This window comes from uncultured Microscilla sp. (assembly GCF_947493425.1).
Lineage (GTDB): Bacteria > Bacteroidota > Bacteroidia > Cytophagales > Microscillaceae > Microscilla.
Genome location: NZ_CANLRP010000187.1, coordinates 1 through 15,740 on the forward strand (window position 1 = coordinate 1; position 15,740 = coordinate 15,740).

The 15,740-nt window shown below is 42.2% G+C and carries 10 protein-coding genes; 5 read left to right on the forward strand and 5 right to left on the reverse strand.

The window, feature by feature from the left end; translation table 11 throughout:
- The first annotated feature begins 131 nt into the window (after positions 1–131).
- Positions 132–974 carry a hypothetical protein gene (locus Q0954_RS28445; protein ID WP_299463410.1) on the forward strand — a complete coding sequence of 281 codons (843 nt, stop codon included), beginning with the start codon at positions 132–134 and terminating at the stop codon, positions 972–974.
- 159 nt (positions 975–1,133) lie between these two features.
- On the opposite strand, the gene Q0954_RS28450 is transcribed toward Q0954_RS28445, so the two are convergent.
- From Q0954_RS28450 to Q0954_RS28465, 4 genes are all read right to left on the reverse strand, one after another.
- Entirely contained in the window at positions 1,134–2,576 is a 1,443-nt protein-coding gene (locus tag Q0954_RS28450; RefSeq protein WP_299463413.1) for an AAA family ATPase, read from the reverse strand.
- A gap of 259 nt (positions 2,577–2,835) precedes the next feature.
- Positions 2,836–4,836 (reverse strand): BspA family leucine-rich repeat surface protein, encoded by a 2,001-nt coding sequence (locus tag Q0954_RS28455; protein WP_299463416.1) that lies wholly within the window; start codon positions 4,834–4,836, stop codon positions 2,836–2,838.
- A 151-nt stretch (positions 4,837–4,987) separates the two neighbouring features.
- Positions 4,988–7,663 (reverse strand): BspA family leucine-rich repeat surface protein, encoded by a 2,676-nt coding sequence (locus Q0954_RS28460; protein WP_299463419.1) that lies wholly within the window; start codon positions 7,661–7,663, stop codon positions 4,988–4,990.
- Between the two features lie 175 nt (positions 7,664–7,838).
- Positions 7,839–9,389: a BspA family leucine-rich repeat surface protein gene (locus Q0954_RS28465; protein ID WP_299463422.1), complete on the reverse strand. Its 1,551-nt coding sequence runs from the start codon at positions 9,387–9,389 to the stop codon at positions 7,839–7,841.
- 600 nt (positions 9,390–9,989) lie between these two features.
- Here Q0954_RS28465 and fahA point away from each other — a divergent pair.
- On the forward strand, positions 9,990–11,267 hold the full coding sequence (fahA, locus tag Q0954_RS28470; RefSeq protein ID WP_299463425.1) for a fumarylacetoacetase: 1,278 nt from the start codon (positions 9,990–9,992) through the stop codon (positions 11,265–11,267).
- A gap of 214 nt (positions 11,268–11,481) precedes the next feature.
- The gene (locus Q0954_RS28475) at positions 11,482–11,934 is read left to right on the forward strand and encodes a hypothetical protein (RefSeq protein WP_299463428.1); all 453 of its coding nucleotides are present in this window, start codon (positions 11,482–11,484) and stop codon (positions 11,932–11,934) included.
- A gap of 302 nt (positions 11,935–12,236) precedes the next feature.
- Here Q0954_RS28475 and Q0954_RS28480 read toward each other — a convergent pair whose 3' ends face one another.
- The gene (locus tag Q0954_RS28480; RefSeq protein WP_299463431.1) at positions 12,237–14,300 is read right to left on the reverse strand and encodes a S9 family peptidase; all 2,064 of its coding nucleotides are present in this window, start codon (positions 14,298–14,300) and stop codon (positions 12,237–12,239) included.
- Between the two features lie 127 nt (positions 14,301–14,427).
- Here Q0954_RS28480 and Q0954_RS28485 point away from each other — a divergent pair, with 127 nt between their 5' ends.
- Together Q0954_RS28485 and Q0954_RS28490 are read left to right on the forward strand one after the other, a co-directional pair.
- Positions 14,428–14,748: a hypothetical protein gene (locus Q0954_RS28485; protein WP_299463434.1), complete on the forward strand. Its 321-nt coding sequence runs from the start codon at positions 14,428–14,430 to the stop codon at positions 14,746–14,748.
- A gap of 98 nt (positions 14,749–14,846) precedes the next feature.
- Entirely contained in the window at positions 14,847–15,362 is a 516-nt protein-coding gene (locus tag Q0954_RS28490; protein ID WP_299463437.1) for a hypothetical protein, read from the forward strand.
- Positions 15,363–15,740 lie beyond the last annotated feature (378 nt).

Sequence of the window (15,740 nt, forward strand, 5' to 3'; positions counted from 1 at the left end):
TGGTTGGAGTAATGAATACCTAAGGCAATTGCTTGAAAATGCCAAGATTATAAAAAAAACATAGTGCGTTTAGTCTGGGGTTTGTCAATGAATTGCTGTACTTTGCACTGTACATATCACCAGACAACAGGATGAGCTTGAAAGGAAACAGTAGAAAAAACAACCTGGATCAATTGTTTTCGGTAAAAAATATTTTGTCAGCACGAGGCTTTGACATCAGAAAAGAAGACAAAGAGAGTAATCTGTTAATTAAAAATATACGACAGCGAAAATACCCCAATGGAGAGCATTTATTTAGAATATTTAATGACTTCAGAAAACGTAAAGAGTTGCTACATGCCATCACCCATTCAAAAAAAACTTCTTCGGATAAAGAGGTACGTAAGCTGATCAACCACGCCGAGTTTGACGCTGACCGCAATAAGTTTTCTTATACTTTTGAATGGTACATGGGTGAGTTGGTAGTACGCAGGTTTAGTGCTTTTGCTTACTCTTATGGGGTAGAGGTAGAAGACGTTCAACGCAACGAAACCAATACCTACGCTGGCGACTACGATGTACTGGTGGTATTGCGTAACCTCAACCTGATTTATATCGAGTGCAAAACGGGTAAGTTTAACCGTGAGAGTATTCTTAAAAGTGTAGGGAGGTCGCTTGCTTTACACTGCGATTTTGTCATTATTATGATTGACAACCCGATTCATGCCAATCAACTGCACCATAAACTCAAGGGTGCCGACCACCCCTTGTTGCCTATTCACCGCCTCAACCAAATTCAGACCAAGGGCAATGACGCCAGCCTTATTTATGACTGGATGAACTGTTATTTATTGACCAGTTCGGGCAACATCGAAGAACAAATAAAAACTGTATTGAGAATAAACCAGGCAAAAAAGATTTTGCCCCAGTATATGTTTGGCTACGAAAACCACGAGTTCGAACAGCTAGGGTATACCATCAAAACCATTGTGTAACGCTTCAACACTAGGTTTATATGATTAAATCAAGTTACGCAGTTCTGTTGAATGGCTATATTGTTGCGCAATGCGTAGTCCAACCATTGAGCAATAAAGCTGTATGACCATTAAAATAAGTAGGTCTGCGTAACTTCAGTCATTAATATACACGTTCACCTATTCGTACCTGTGCCGTACAACCTCCAGGTAAGCACTTATTTGCTGTGCCTCATTCAAGCGTTTTTGCTCTAAGTAAATCTGTTGCAGGTGGTGAGCAGTTTGCGCAAGTCCTTCCCAATCGTCATCTATCTCAAAACGTAAGAAGTAGTGCGCTGCTTCTTGCAAAATTCCGTGAAACTTATACGCGGTTTTATCACAACTGAGCCACCCTTTTTGGGTAAGCATTTCTAGTCCATCCAAAAAATTATAGTGCGCTCTGTTCACCGACAAAAACCGGGTAATACGGGTAGGTAAATTCAACGCTCTTTTGAGATCTTGCCAGTCTATTTCAAATGGAGGAAAAACAATGAACTGCTTCATTACCCACTTTTCGTTGTCCGAAAACCCCGCAATATTCAACAAAGTAAGCACATGGGTAAACAATACTTGTTCGTCTTGGGCGCGGTCTTCGAGCAAACGAGTGGCAATGAGCCAATTGGTGTTTGCCAAAGAGCTTTGGTGGAGTGCTTTGTATAGTTTTTTTACGTTCCATTCCTTGTATTGACGCAGTACCCTTGCCAACAGACGCGACATCAGGGGTTGGTAGTCCACCAAGCCCAACAACTTGGGCAAGGAATCATCTTCTTTTGCCGAAAGGTGTTCTTTAAAAAATAATTCTGACGATTGTTCTTCATCAAAGTATGCCACATCTATAGTATGAAAATCGTCGCCACGATAAGGCTGGGTAGTACTAATCAAAATGTCAAAATTGGCTTGCTTGCATAACTCTTTGAACATGTCAAGGTCTTGCGGCTGGTAATGGTCTAAACCGTCAGCTATGAGCAGTTTTTTGCCAGGCAACTGTTGCAAAAAATCAATGATGCGCTGTAGCTTAATGTCTTGCTTGTATTGCTGGGTATAGAGTTGCTGATTTTTTTCGTCAAAAAAGTAAGCCACCAAAGCATCGGTCAGGCTGGCTCCTGTGCCAATCCAGGCTACATAGGTATACTCTTCTATATAGGTATAAATGTAGAGCTTGCAAAGGGTGGTTTTGCCCATACCACTCATTCCTTGTAAAAAAACAATGGGCAAGCCTTTCTTTTGCAATGCCCTGATGTGTAACAAGTCTCGACGACGATCCACTGCTTGTTCAGCGTCTAAAGGGGGAATAGGCGTAAGGTAAGGGCTGGTGTACTCATATTGTGCCAATTGATCTACAAAGTCTAATATCTGCCAGGCTATTTCGTACGAGCCCTTTTCGAGCTCGTAGTCGTTGATACGCCCCAAAGTATGCTCATAACAATGGGCTTGGTAACGTGAACGATAGGCCTTGACTGCACCTACATGCATTTCAAAAAAATCGTGGCAAAGTTGCTCGGTAGCATTGATTCCCTGAGCTATCTTGGTTTTGTTAAACAATGCCTTAATCTTGCTTACTCGGCGGGGTAGTTCTTTATTCACTGCTTTGTGGGTTTGATGCTCTTTAGTCCATAGCCCCCACAGGGGGCAAGCTTCAAGCGATAAGCTACAAGTTTGCACGCTGTTCCATCAACAACTAACTAACTTTATAAAATACTGATTTTTAGACCCTTATAAATTTATTAGTTAAAAATCGATGGTCGACTGTGGGGCTACGCTAAATGCAATGGCGATTACTAAAAACATTGTCGCTAAGCCTTGACAACGACACCAAGCTTGCAACAATGACCGACCAAGATAATTATTTCTTCAATTGTTTCCAATGGCTTAAGTCTTGTTTGAAGTTAGTAGTACCTTTGAACATGTCTTTCATCGCTCTGACCTTCCTTATATTCCATCTGCTTATGGGTTGATTGAAGGAGGTAGCATACTCAAACATAGAGCTCATATTGGTCACTTTGCCCACATTCCACTTATTAAGGGGTTGGTTAAAAGAGGTTGCCCCTCTAAACATTGCTTTCATGTTGGTTACTTTGCGTACATTCCAATTACCTATAGGTTGGTCGAAAGCCTTTGCCCCAGCAAACATCCATCCCATACGTTTTACTTTGCGCACATTCCAATTGCCAAGGGGTTGGTTAAAAGAAGTTGCCCCTCTAAACATTGCTTTCATATTGGTTACCTTGCGCACATTCCAATTACCTATAGGTTGGTTAAAAACCTTTGCCCCAGCAAACATCCCTATCATACGCTTTACTTTGCGCACATTCCAACTGCCAAGGGGTTGGTTAAAAGAGGTTGCCCCTCTAAACATTGCTTTCATATTGGTTACCTTGCGCACATTCCAACTGCCAAGGGGTTGGTTGAAAGCCTTTGCCCCTTTAAACATCTCCTCCATATCATTTACATTGCTCACATCCCAGTTGCCTATAGGCTGATTGAAAGCCTCTGCCCCAGCAAACATCCCTATCATACGCTTTACTTTGCGCACATTCCAACTGCCTATAGGTTGGTTGAAAGACGTAGCTCTATAGAACATTCCCCACATATTGGTTACCTTGCTCACGTCCCAATTGCCTATGGGCTGATTGAAAGCCTTTGCCCCTTTAAACATCTCCTCCATATCATTTACCTTGCTCACATCCCAGTTGCCTATAGGTTGGTTAAAAGCCGCTGCCCTAGAAAACATAAAACCCATATCGGTTACCTTGCTCACGTTCCAGTTGCCAATTGGCTGGTTGAAAGACCTTGCGCCAGAAAACATAAAATGCATATTGGTTACCTTGCTCACATCCCAGTTGCCAATCGGTTGGTTAAAAGCCGCTGCCCTAGAAAACATAAAACCCATATCGGTTACCTTGCTCACGTTCCATTTGTCTATAGGTTGGTTGAAAGACCTTGCGTCAGAAAACATAAAATGCATATTGGTTACCTTGCTCACATCCCAGTTGCCAATTGGTTGGTTGAAAACCGTTGCCCCAAAAAACATAAAATGCATATTGGTTACCTTGCTCACATCCCAGTTGCCAATCGGTTGGTTGAAAGACCTTGCCTTATAAAACATCAAACCCATATCAGTTACCTTTCTAACATTCCAATTACCAATCGGTTGGTTGAAAACCGTTGCCCCAAAAAACATCAAACCCATATCAGTTACCTTTCTAACATTCCAATTACCAATCGGTTGGTTGAAAACCGTTGCCTCAGAAAACATCACCCCCATGTTGGTTACCTTGCTCACATCCCATTTACCAATGGGTTGATTGAAAGAAGCAGCATTATAGAACATTCCACTCATATCAGTCACTTGGTTCACCTCCCAATGCCCAATTTTTCCATTAAAACGTGTGCACTTGGCAAACATTCCCTCCAACGACGTTACTTGGCTCAAGTTAGGGGCATCGGTCGCTTGGCAAACCATATTTTCGCACCCTTCAAAAGCCCACTCCATAGACGTCCACGCAATATCACCCCACTGCTCAATACTGATGATCTTGAGCTTATCGCCCTTGTCATCAAAGCGAATGTATTGCAAGCCTCCTGTAATGCTCACTTTATATTTATCCGCTTTTGGGAAGGTGAGCGTAGTCATATCTTTGCCCGTTGCTTTGCCTTGGTTTTTGGGGTTGCCCACTTCTTGCCACACTATTTGGTAGTTGCCCTTGGCGGGGATGGTAATTTGATTGTCTTTAGAACTCCCTTCGTTACTGGTTTGCCAAACCGTGACAAACTGGGCTTGGGCTAGAGTGCCTATAAACAATAATGATAAGGTAAGAATGATAATTTTTTGCGTGATTTGCATATTTGAGAATTATTATTGGTGAATAGGTTGAATTAATGGTTTTATTGCTTTATGGTTGCGCAAAGCAAAGCTAAAAAAGCTCCTAACTACGGACTCTCAACTATGGACTAGAATAAAAGCTCCCAACTACGGACTACTAAGCTACTGACTATCATTCCTTCAATAGTTTCCAATGGCTCAAGTCTTGTTTGAAGCTGGTGGCACCTTTGAACATGTCTTTCATGTTGGTTACATTGCTTACATCCCAGCTGCCTATAGGTTGGTTGAAAGACGTAGCTCTATAGAACATTCCCCACATATTGGTTACTTTGCTCACGTCCCAATTGCCTATGGGTTGGTTGAAAGCCTTTGCCCCAGCAAACATCCAGTCCATACGTTTTACCCTGCCCACCCCCCAACTGCCTATAGCTTGGTTGAAAGATACTGCCCCAGCAAACATTTTATGCATATTGGTAACCTTACCTATCTTCCATTGATCAAGGGGTTGGTTGAAAGCTTCTGCCCCAGCAAACATCATATCCATAGCTTCTACCCTGCCTACATCCCAACTGCCTATAGCTTGGTTAAAAGAGGTTGCACCATCGAACATGCCTCTCATAGTTTCTACCTTGCCCACACCCCAACTGCCTATAGGTTGGCTGAAAGATACTGCCCCAGCAAACATTCCTTTCATAGCTTCTACCTTGCTCACATCCCAACTGCCTATAGGTTGGTTGAAAGAGGTTGCACCATCGAACATGCCTTCCATATATTCTACTTGGCTCACATCCCAGCTGCCTATAGGTTGATTGAAAGAGGTTGCACCAGCAAACATTCCTCTCATAGTTTCTACCTTGCCCACATCCCAGCTGCCTATAGGTTGGTTGAAAGAGGTTGCACCAGCAAACATTCCTATCATAGCTCTTACCTTGCCCACACCCCAACTGCCTATAGGTTGGTTGAAAGAGGTTGCACCAGCAAACATTCCTCTCATAGTTTCTACCTTGCCCACACCCCAACTGCCTATAGGTTGGTTGAAAGATACTGCCCCAGCAAACATCATATCCATAGCTTTTAATTTGCCTACATCCCAGCTGCCTATAGGTTGGTTGAAAGAGGTTGCACCATCAAACATTCCTATCATAGCTTCTACCTTGCCCACATCCCAACTGCCTATAGGTTGGTTGAAAGATACTGCCCCAGCAAACATTCCTTCCATATATTTTACTTGGCTCACATCCCAACTGCCTATAGGTTGGTTAAAAACCTTTGTGTTAGAGAACATTGCCCACATATTGTTTACTTGGCTCACATTCCAGTTGCCCATAGGTTGGTTGAAAGATGCTGCACCATTAAACATCCCTTCCATATCCGCTACCTTACTCACATCCCAATTACCAATGGGTTGGTTAAAGGAAGTTGCGCCAGAGAACATGCTACTCGTATTGGTTACCTTGCTCACATCCCAGTTACCAACAGGTTGGTTAAAGGAAGTTGCACCAGAGAACATGCTACTCGTATTGGTTACCTTGCTCACATCCCAGTTACCAATTGGTTGGTTAAACGACGTTGCACCAGAGAACATGTACCCCATATTAGTTACCTTACTCACATCCCAGCTACCAATAGGTTGGTTAAATGACGTTGCCCCCTCAAACATCTCCTCCATATTATTTACATTGCTTACGTTCCACTTATCAAGCGGTTGGTTAAAGGAAGTTGCCCCATTGAATACCCCACCCATATTAGTGACCTGGCTTACATTCCATTGATCAATAGGTTGGTTAAATGATTTTGCATCACCAAACATTCCCCACATATTGGTTACTTGGCTCATGTTCCAGTTGCCTATAGGTTGATTGAAAAAGACTGCCTCTACAAACATTACTCTCATATCAGTCACTTTACTTACATTCCAGTTGCCAAGGGGTTGATTAAAAGATGCTGCCCCTTCAAACATTGCCCTCATATTGGTTACCTTACCCACATCCCAGTTACCAAGGGGTTGATTAAATGACGTGGCTCTCTCAAACATACTACTCATATCAGTCACTTTACTTACATCCCAGTTGTCAAGGGGTTGATTAAAAAATACTGCTCTCTCAAACATGCTACTCACATTGGTTGCCTTACTCACATCCCAGTTGCCAAGGGGTTGATTAAATAACACTGCTCTCTCAAACATACTACTCATATCGGTCACTTTACTTACATCCCAGTTGCCAAGGGGTTGGTTAAACGACGTTGCGCCAGAGAACATACTCCTCGTATTGGTTACTTGGCTCACATCCCAGTTACCAAGGGGTTGATTAAAAGATGCTGCCCTTTCAAACATTGCCTTCATATTGGTTACCTTGCCCGTCTCCCAATGCCCAATTTTTCCATTAAACTCTATACAACCAGCAAACATTCCCTCCAACGACGTTACTTGGCTTAAGTCAGGGGCATCGGTAGCTTGGCAAACCATATTTTCGCACCCTTCAAAAGCCCACTCCATAGACGTCCACACAATGTTGCCCCATTGTTCTATACTGAGTAACTTCAGCCTATTGTCCCCGTCCTCAAAACGAATATACTCCAAGCCTCCCGTAATACTTACCTTGTATTTGCCTACCTTGGGTAAGGTGAGGGTAGTAGCATCTTTACCAACTGCCTTGCCTTGGTTTTGGGGCTTGCCCACCTCTTGCCAAACAATTTGGTAGTTGCCCTTGGCAGGGATGGTAATTTGGTTGGCTTCCGAGCTATTCTGATTATCGGTTTGCCAAACAGTAACAAAGTCGGTAGAGTTAGTAGTGCAGCCAAGCAAAAGTACCAAGGGTAGAAAAATGAGTTTTTGTATCATTTGCATATTTGAGAATTTTTATTGTTAGTCGGGAGCTATTAAAGCGACAAGTTCTTAGATGCCAATGCATATCGGCGCTCCAAATTGAAGCATCTATTTTTTTTGTAGATCGTTGATTTTTAACGGCTTATATAATCGGCAATGGGTTTGAGGCTTGTCGCCAAAAGCTCCCGATTATCACCTATTTCTTCAATTGTTTCCAATGGCTCAAGTCTTGTTTGAAACTGGTGGCGCCTGAAAACATATTGTCCATATTGGTTACTCGGTTCACTTTCCACTTACCTAGAGGCTGATTGAAGGAGGTTGCTCCTGCAAACATAGCATTCATATTAGTTACCCTAATCACATTCCAGTTATCCAGAGGCTGGTTGAAAGACTTTGCTCCTAAAAACATAGCCCTCATATTAGTTACCCTACTCACATTCCAGTTATCCAGAGGTTGGTTGAAAGACTTTGCCCAAGCAAACATCACACTCATATCAGTTACCTTGCTCACATCCCAACTACCAATCGGTTGATTGAAAGACGTTGCTTCAGCAAACATTTCCTCCATATTGGTGACATTGCTCACATTCCAATTGCCTATAGGTTGATTGAAAGACGTTGCTTCAGCAAACATTTTCTCCATATTAGTTACCTTAGCCACATCCCAGTTGTTCAAAGGTTGATTGAAGGAATCAGCCTTATAAAATACCTCAATCATACTATTTACCTGACTTACATCCCAGTTGTTCAAAGGTTGATTGAAGGAGATTGCCCTGTGAAACATATCGCTCATGCTAATAACCTTTCCTACGTTCCACTTACCAATAGACTGATTGAAGGAGGTTGCCTCAGCAAACATAAATACCATTCTGGTTACCTTGCCAGTTTTCCACTTACCAATAGGCTGGTTGAAGGAGGTTGCCTGCGAAAACATCCAACTCATATCAGTTACCTTACTCACATCCCAGCTACCAATCGGTTGGTTGAAAGACTTTGCTGTAAAAAACATTCGAGTCATATTGGTTACCTTGCCCACATCCCAGCTACCAATCGGTTGATTGAAAGACCTTGCTTCAAAAAACATCCAACTCATATCAGTTACTTTGCTCACATCCCAGCTACTAATCGGTTGGTTGAAAGCACGGGCAACACTAAAAACTGATTTCATATTGGTGACATTGCCCACATCCCAGCTACCAATCGGTTGATTGAAAGACATTGCATAAGCAAACATTCCACTCATATCAGTTACCTTGCTTATATCCCAATGTCCTATTTTTCCATTAAACTTTTTGCACCAGGCAAACATACCTTTCAAGGACTTTACTTGGCTCAAGTTAGGGGCATCGGTCGCTACACAGTTCATATTAGCACAGCCCGCAAAAGCCTGTTCCATGGATGTCCAAGCAATGTCGCCCCACTGCTCAATACTGATGAGCTTGAGCTTGTCGCCCTTGTGCGCAAAACGAATAGCTTGCAAATCACCTGTAATACTCACTTGGTATTTACCCGCCTTTGGCAAGGTAAGCGTAGTGGTGTCTTTGCCCGTTGCTTTACCTTGGTTTTTGAGGTTGCCCACTTCTTGCCACACTATTTGGTAGTTGCCCTTGGCGGGGATGGTGATTTGGTTATCATTAGAAGAACCTTTATTGTCGGTTTGCCAAACCGTGACAAACTGGGCTTGGGCCAGAGCACTGGCAAGCAATAGAAGTAATACTAAAGTGATGATTTTTTGTGAAGTTTGCATGGATATCAATTATGATGCATTGTAAGTGTAAAAAACAATTGACAAAATAAAAAAAGTTAGTCAATTGTGCCTGTTCTTAGCTAGAGTTCAGCGAAGTAAGATAGAAGTAGAAACCTCAAAACACACCTTGAATTACAAATAAAAGCTCATTGAAGACTATTTTGGAAGGCAAGCAAAAACTTTCAATAACTTCTTATGTACAATCCTTTTTAAAAAACCATTTATTCCTATAACTTTACCCCGATTTTTAGACACGTTAAGCTTTAGCCTGATTTTTTTCACTAAAGTTATACAATAAAAAGCATGTAAGTTTCAGACAGATATTATTCAAAGTAAACAGTAAATTACAATAGTCCACAGCACTCAGTTAATAGTCGATAGCCATTGCGTGAGCATACAATACCTACTAATTTGGCTAACATTAGACTACATGATTTAAAAGCCTCGGAATATTGACATTAGATAACCAATAAACATCTTCTGATTTCTTTAACCTACGGGATGGCTACACTATAATATATTTAATTGATGCTGATCCCAGGAGCTCTTTTTTTATGGAGGGTTCTCAATAAAACACCAAAAAAATTAACAAAAGCATTTATGATAGAAGCAAACAACCCTGATCTTAAATCTTGGGTAGAGGTACCCGCCAACAGCGATTTTCCAATACAAAACCTGCCTTTTGGTATATTTTCTATTAATAATGCGTCTCCTCGTGCAGGAGTAGCGATTGGTAATTTTGTGTTAGATTTAAGCGTATTGTCAGAGTTAGGTTTTTTTGATGCGCTGGAGCTGGCTGATAACACGGTCTTTCATAAACACCAACTGAACAACTTTATGGCATTGGGCAAGCCTGTATGGACAGCGGTACGTAACCGTATATCAGAGCTATTGCGTGACGACAACCCTGAACTACGTGATAATGGTGATGCTAAACGCCAAGTATTGTACCCTTTGCAAATGGTACAAATGCACTTGCCAGTGCGGGTGGGTGATTATACCGATTTTTACTCAAGCATAGAGCACGCTACCAATGTAGGTACTATGTTTAGAGGCAAAGAAAATGCCTTGCCTGCCAACTGGTTGCACTTGCCTATTGGCTACCACGGCAGAGCTTCTTCTATTGTGGTGTCAGGCACGCCCATACACCGCCCCAAGGGACAAACCAAGGCTGACGATGCCGACATGCCTACCTACCAACCAAGTCGTTTGCTGGATTTTGAACTGGAAATGGCATTTATTGTAGGGAAGTCTACCCAATTGGGCGAAAGTATTTCTACCAAAAAGGCAGAAGACTATATCTTTGGCATGGTCTTGTTCAACGACTGGTCTGCCAGGGATATTCAAAAGTGGGAATATGTGCCATTAGGACCCTTTTTGGGTAAAAGTTTTGCCTCTACTATCTCGCCTTGGATCGTAACCCTGGATGCTTTGGAGCCTTTTAGAGTAGACTCTCCTGCTCAAGACCCTGAGGTATTGCCTTACTTGCAATATGAGGGCAAGAAAAACCTTGACATTAACTTAGATGTAATCATACAGCCCGAAAACGGTCAGGAAAAGGTAGTTTGCCAGAGTAATTTCAAATATATGTATTGGAACATGGCGCAGCAATTGGCACACCATACCGTAAACGGCTGTAATATCAACGTGGGCGATATGTGCGCTTCGGGTACCATTAGTGGCAAAGATGAAAACTCTTACGGATCGATGCTAGAGCTCACCTGGCGCGGTAGCAAGCCTATAGCGATGCCCGATGGTTCGGAGCGAAAGTTTATCAACGACAATGATACAGTAATAGTGAAGGGATACTGCGAAAAAGAAGGTTTTGCCCGCATAGGGTTTGGCAGCGCCAGCGGAAAAGTTTTTCCGGCAGTTTAGCGTTCCTAAACACTCGAAACAATACCTTTTAATGAGCCTGTCTGACTGCTGTGTCAGACAGGCTTTTTGTATTTATGTGGATACATCATTGGGCCTTCAATCACTCTTGTTGTTGAGAGTTTTACACATTGGAAAGATATTAAATACATAGATTACGCTGTCTATCAGTATTAATCGCTTATCTTGCAACCCTATTGATGTTAACCCCTAGCCGATGCTATTATTAGATATCATAAAAGAAGAATGTAAGAACTATGATTATCAGGTGATATTTGTTTCAGAACAAGTAAATATATTATACCTCCCCTCTAAAGATGTCATAGTGTGCCAGTTAAACGCTGATATTAACATTACTTTATTCAAAGAAGCTATTCTAAAAATGGGCGAGTTTATCAAACAACACCAGGTAAAAAATCTGGTAGTGGATAAGCGCAATATGGTCACCTTACACCTTCCTTCTATGCAGTGGTTTTACCTCAGCTGGATGGAGCAGATGTATAAAGATGGGCTCACCACGTTTCATAAGATTTTACCCAATAATGAATTGTTTAAATTTAGCCTGCAAATGGGCAAAGACAAGATAGTAGCAGATAACCCCCAGGTAGACCCCACAAAAATAGAGACACAATATTATAGAAACCTACATGAAGTACTACAAAATTTGTAAGATTTTCAGCTTTTGAAAAATAAGATTTAGCCGTAAGGAATTGTTCAAAAATAAATTTACACTCTGAGGGGTGATTTTTCGCCTTGATACTTCGTTATTTTTATTGCCCGTAGCGCTGCTATGGGCGCAAAAAATAGCCTCGTCTCAAAACAAAACCTCTACCTCAAGAATGGTAATTTAATTTCTCACCATTCCTAAGAGGTTTGACGCCAGGCTTTGTGAAACTAAACAAACAGGTAGGAATCCACAATATAAAAACACCTTGCCTGACACTGTTTTCAAACAAGGTGTATGATGGCTACTTACTCTTTGATGCCCAATAAATCGAACATAAATGCGTATTCAAGCGCCAGCTCCTTGAATCGCTGAAAACGTCCCGTTTTGCCGCTGTGTCCGGCACTCATATCAATCTTGAACAACAACTGGTTTTGGTCTGTTTTTAATTCCCGCAATTTTGCCACCCACTTAGCAGGTTCCCAGTATTGCACCTGAGAGTCATGAAAACCTGTAGTAACCAACAAGTTGGGGTACTCTTTGGCTTCTACCTGGTCGTAGGGCGAATATGACAGCATGTAGTGGTAATACTCTTCTTCGTTGGGGTTGCCCCACTCGTCGTATTCTCCTGTAGTAAGTGGAATACTATCGTCTAACATGGTAGTGACTACATCTACAAAAGGCACGGCGGCAATCAACCCCTTAAATAAGTCAGGGCGCATGTTCATCACCCCACCCATGAGCATTCCCCCGGCACTGCCACCCATGGCAAACAAACGCTCTGGAGCGGTATACTGCTGCTGCACCAAATACTCTCCACAATCGATGAAATCGGTAAAAGTATTCATTTTCTTAAGCAGCTTCCCATCTTCATACCAAGGACGTCCCATGGTTTCGCTCCCCCTTATGTGGGCAATGGCGTACACAAAACCACGATCGAGCAAACTTAACCTTGCCGAACTGAAGTCTGGCGTAACGTTGATGCCATAAGAACCATACCCATACAGTAAAGCGGGATGGCTGCCATCTCTTTTCATTCCTTTTTTGTACACCAGCGACATCGGCACTTGTGCTCCGTCGCGTGCCGTAATGTGTACCCGCTCTGAGGTATATTGCATAGGGTCATACCCTCCCAACACCTCTTGTTGCTTGAGCAAGGTCTTCTCCTTGGTTTCCATGTTATAGTCAAAGGTAGAGCGTGGAGTAATCAGCGAATTGAACCCATAACGCAATACTTTGGTGTCAAATTCAGGGTTGTAGGCAGTCCAGGCAGAATAAGCAAACTCCCCAAAGTCGAGGTAGTGCTCCTGGCTGCCATCCCACGAGCGTACGTGCAAACGCTCTAGCCCATCTTTGCGCTCTTGCACCACCAAAAAATCTTTGAACAGCTCTATTTGCTCAAGCATTACATCTTCTCGGTGAGCAATTACCTCGGTCCAGTTTTCTTTACTGGGTGCAGTGTCTGGCGTTACCATTAAGCGAAAGTTTTTAGCTTGCCAGTTGGTTACTATATAGAATTTGTCATTGTAATGACTGGCGCTGTACTCATGTTTGTCTTCGCGGGCTTGCAGCATTGTAAACTCTCCCATAGGGTCGTTGGCTGCCAGATAACGCTGCTCAGTAGAAAGAGTGCTGTAGGAAGTAATCACCAAAAATTTGCGTGACTTGGTACGAAACACGTGGGTTCCAAAGGTTTCATCTTCTTCTACAAAAACCTTTACATCTTCGGCTTGCGGGCGGTTCAGTTTATGCCTCCAGATAGTATCATCACGCAAAGTTTGCTCGTCTTTGGTTACATAAAACAAAGTTTCATTGTCGGCAGCCCAGGCAATGCTTCCATTGGTATTGGTAATGGTGTCTTTGATGATCTCACCCGTGCCCATTTTCTTGAAATGAATGGTATACCTGCGTCGCCCTACTGTGTCTACACTAAACGCCAGCATGTCCAAATCTTCGCTTAGCGATAAGCCTTGTACGGCATAATAGTCATGCCCCTTGGCCAACTCGTTTACGTTTAGCATGACCTCTTCTTCGGCCTCCATGCTGCCTTTTTTACGGCAATAAATTGGATACTCTTTTCCCTCTTCATAGCGGACATAAAAGTAATAGCCCCGATTAAAATAAGGTACACTCTGGTCTACTTCTTTAATACGCCCTTTGATCTCTTCAAACAAGTTGTCTTGAAAAGCATCGGTGTGCGCCATCACTTTTTTGGTGTACTCGTTTTCAGCGTTTAAGTAATCGATCACTTCCTGATCTTCGCGTTGGTTGAGCCAAAAGTAATCATCTACACGGGTGTGTCCGTGTTTGGTTAGTTCTTTGGGCTTTTTTGCTGCTACTGGTACCGCAGCCTGGGTGGTCTGATTTGTCATATATTTGTTTATATTGTAGTGCTTCTCTGTATGCTTTCATCACATACTCTAAAAAGCAAATTTGCACCTATGCTTTGATTATACAAGCAATTTACAGAACAATTAAAGAAAATTTTAAGCAAAATATATGGAATATCTACCCGAAACACTGCAAAAAACAGCTCAACTGATAGATAAGCAGTTGGGCAGCCAACTAACCCTCACTTCTGTTCCATCGTTACACGACTATGAGGCATTGGTAGCACAACTCACTCCGTTTATACAAGCGTTACTCAACGACGAGTTTGAACGCTTGCTACAAATCATGTACAGAATAGACGTATCTGAAACTCTTTTTCGTGCGGCACTGGGGCACCCCAACCCTGACGAAATTGCAGCTGCCATTGCCCGCTTGGTGGTAGATCGCCAATTGCAAAAAGTAAAAATAAGAGCACAATATGAGAATTAAAGAGAGACCTTAACGCTTTATTTATGTAACACCTGGAGTACTACTTGGCTAAATAAGACAGGTGTTGATTGGGATAAGCACAATAATTCTATGAAAATATGTATGAAAAAACAGTAAAGTATGTACCTTTCAAAAAACGGTTTTGGGACAAGGCAATGCTTATAGTGGTGTTGATGGGTATACAAGCCATTATTTTAGGAATAGTGGCTATAGTCACACAAACCTGGTTTTTGCTGGCACCCACTGTCCTCATTGCCATTGGGGGCGGGGTTAATGCCTACATTTTTTGGAAACGCATGCGTTACTTTTTACAGCGCATTAAAATAAGTGATGAGCAAATAGTGTATGTAGATTTGTATTATAAAGATGCCCCCCGGCAATTGACCATTCCTTTACACACTTTTGCTGTCAAATTTAGGTATTCGGGAGGCAAAGATCGTAAGACAGTTTTATCGTTGTTTGACGGTAACCACTTGTTGGTCAAACAATATAACTATGGTGAATGGAGTACATCATCTATGGGGGAAGCATTTAGAACAATCAAGCAAATCAAAAACGAAGAATTATCGCCCAGAGAAGAACGTATGCTCAAGGGCAAAGGCTTGTTTTTTTAAAAAATGTATGGGGATTACTTCAGAGCGCTTCTCCCCTCTTCTTATTTGCTGCTATTTGCCAGTGATGTTTTATAATATAAATTATGTTAAGTAAATATTTGATTGTCCAAATGATAATCCTGCATACAGTCCAAAAAAATATTTTGAAGAAGGCATGAATGGTGGCGGTAAATTGGCGCTACTTCTCTGAATCAAAGTTGGGAGGGGCTGTTTGAAGAGTCATTATTTTGACAGGGAAAGCAGGTAGTTGCTTTGAATGTTATCTTGACGTTTAAGGAACGTGATCGCAATAACTGTCCGGTTTAGAACATATCCTCTTTACTGACTTTCGTTACCCCGGCAGTTCCGCCGGGACTACGAGCTTTTTTCGCCGTAGCT

Excerpts from the sequence above, each read along its gene's own strand:
- Q0954_RS28490 (WP_299463437.1), top strand. The coding sequence starts at position 14,847 with ATGTATGAAAAAACAGTAAAGTATGTACCTTTCAAAAAACGGTTTTGG.
- Q0954_RS28445 (WP_299463410.1), top strand. The coding sequence starts at position 132 with ATGAGCTTGAAAGGAAACAGTAGAAAAAACAACCTGGATCAATTGTTT.
- Q0954_RS28455 (WP_299463416.1), bottom strand. The coding sequence starts at position 4,836 with ATGCAAATCACGCAAAAAATTATCATTCTTACCTTATCATTATTGTTT.
- Q0954_RS28485 (WP_299463434.1), top strand. The coding sequence starts at position 14,428 with ATGGAATATCTACCCGAAACACTGCAAAAAACAGCTCAACTGATAGAT.
- Q0954_RS28480 (WP_299463431.1), bottom strand. The coding sequence starts at position 14,300 with ATGACAAATCAGACCACCCAGGCTGCGGTACCAGTAGCAGCAAAAAAG.
- Q0954_RS28460 (WP_299463419.1), bottom strand. The coding sequence starts at position 7,663 with ATGCAAATGATACAAAAACTCATTTTTCTACCCTTGGTACTTTTGCTT.
- Q0954_RS28465 (WP_299463422.1), bottom strand. The coding sequence starts at position 9,389 with ATGCAAACTTCACAAAAAATCATCACTTTAGTATTACTTCTATTGCTT.
- fahA (WP_299463425.1), top strand. The coding sequence starts at position 9,990 with ATGATAGAAGCAAACAACCCTGATCTTAAATCTTGGGTAGAGGTACCC.
- Q0954_RS28475 (WP_299463428.1), top strand. The coding sequence starts at position 11,482 with ATGCTATTATTAGATATCATAAAAGAAGAATGTAAGAACTATGATTAT.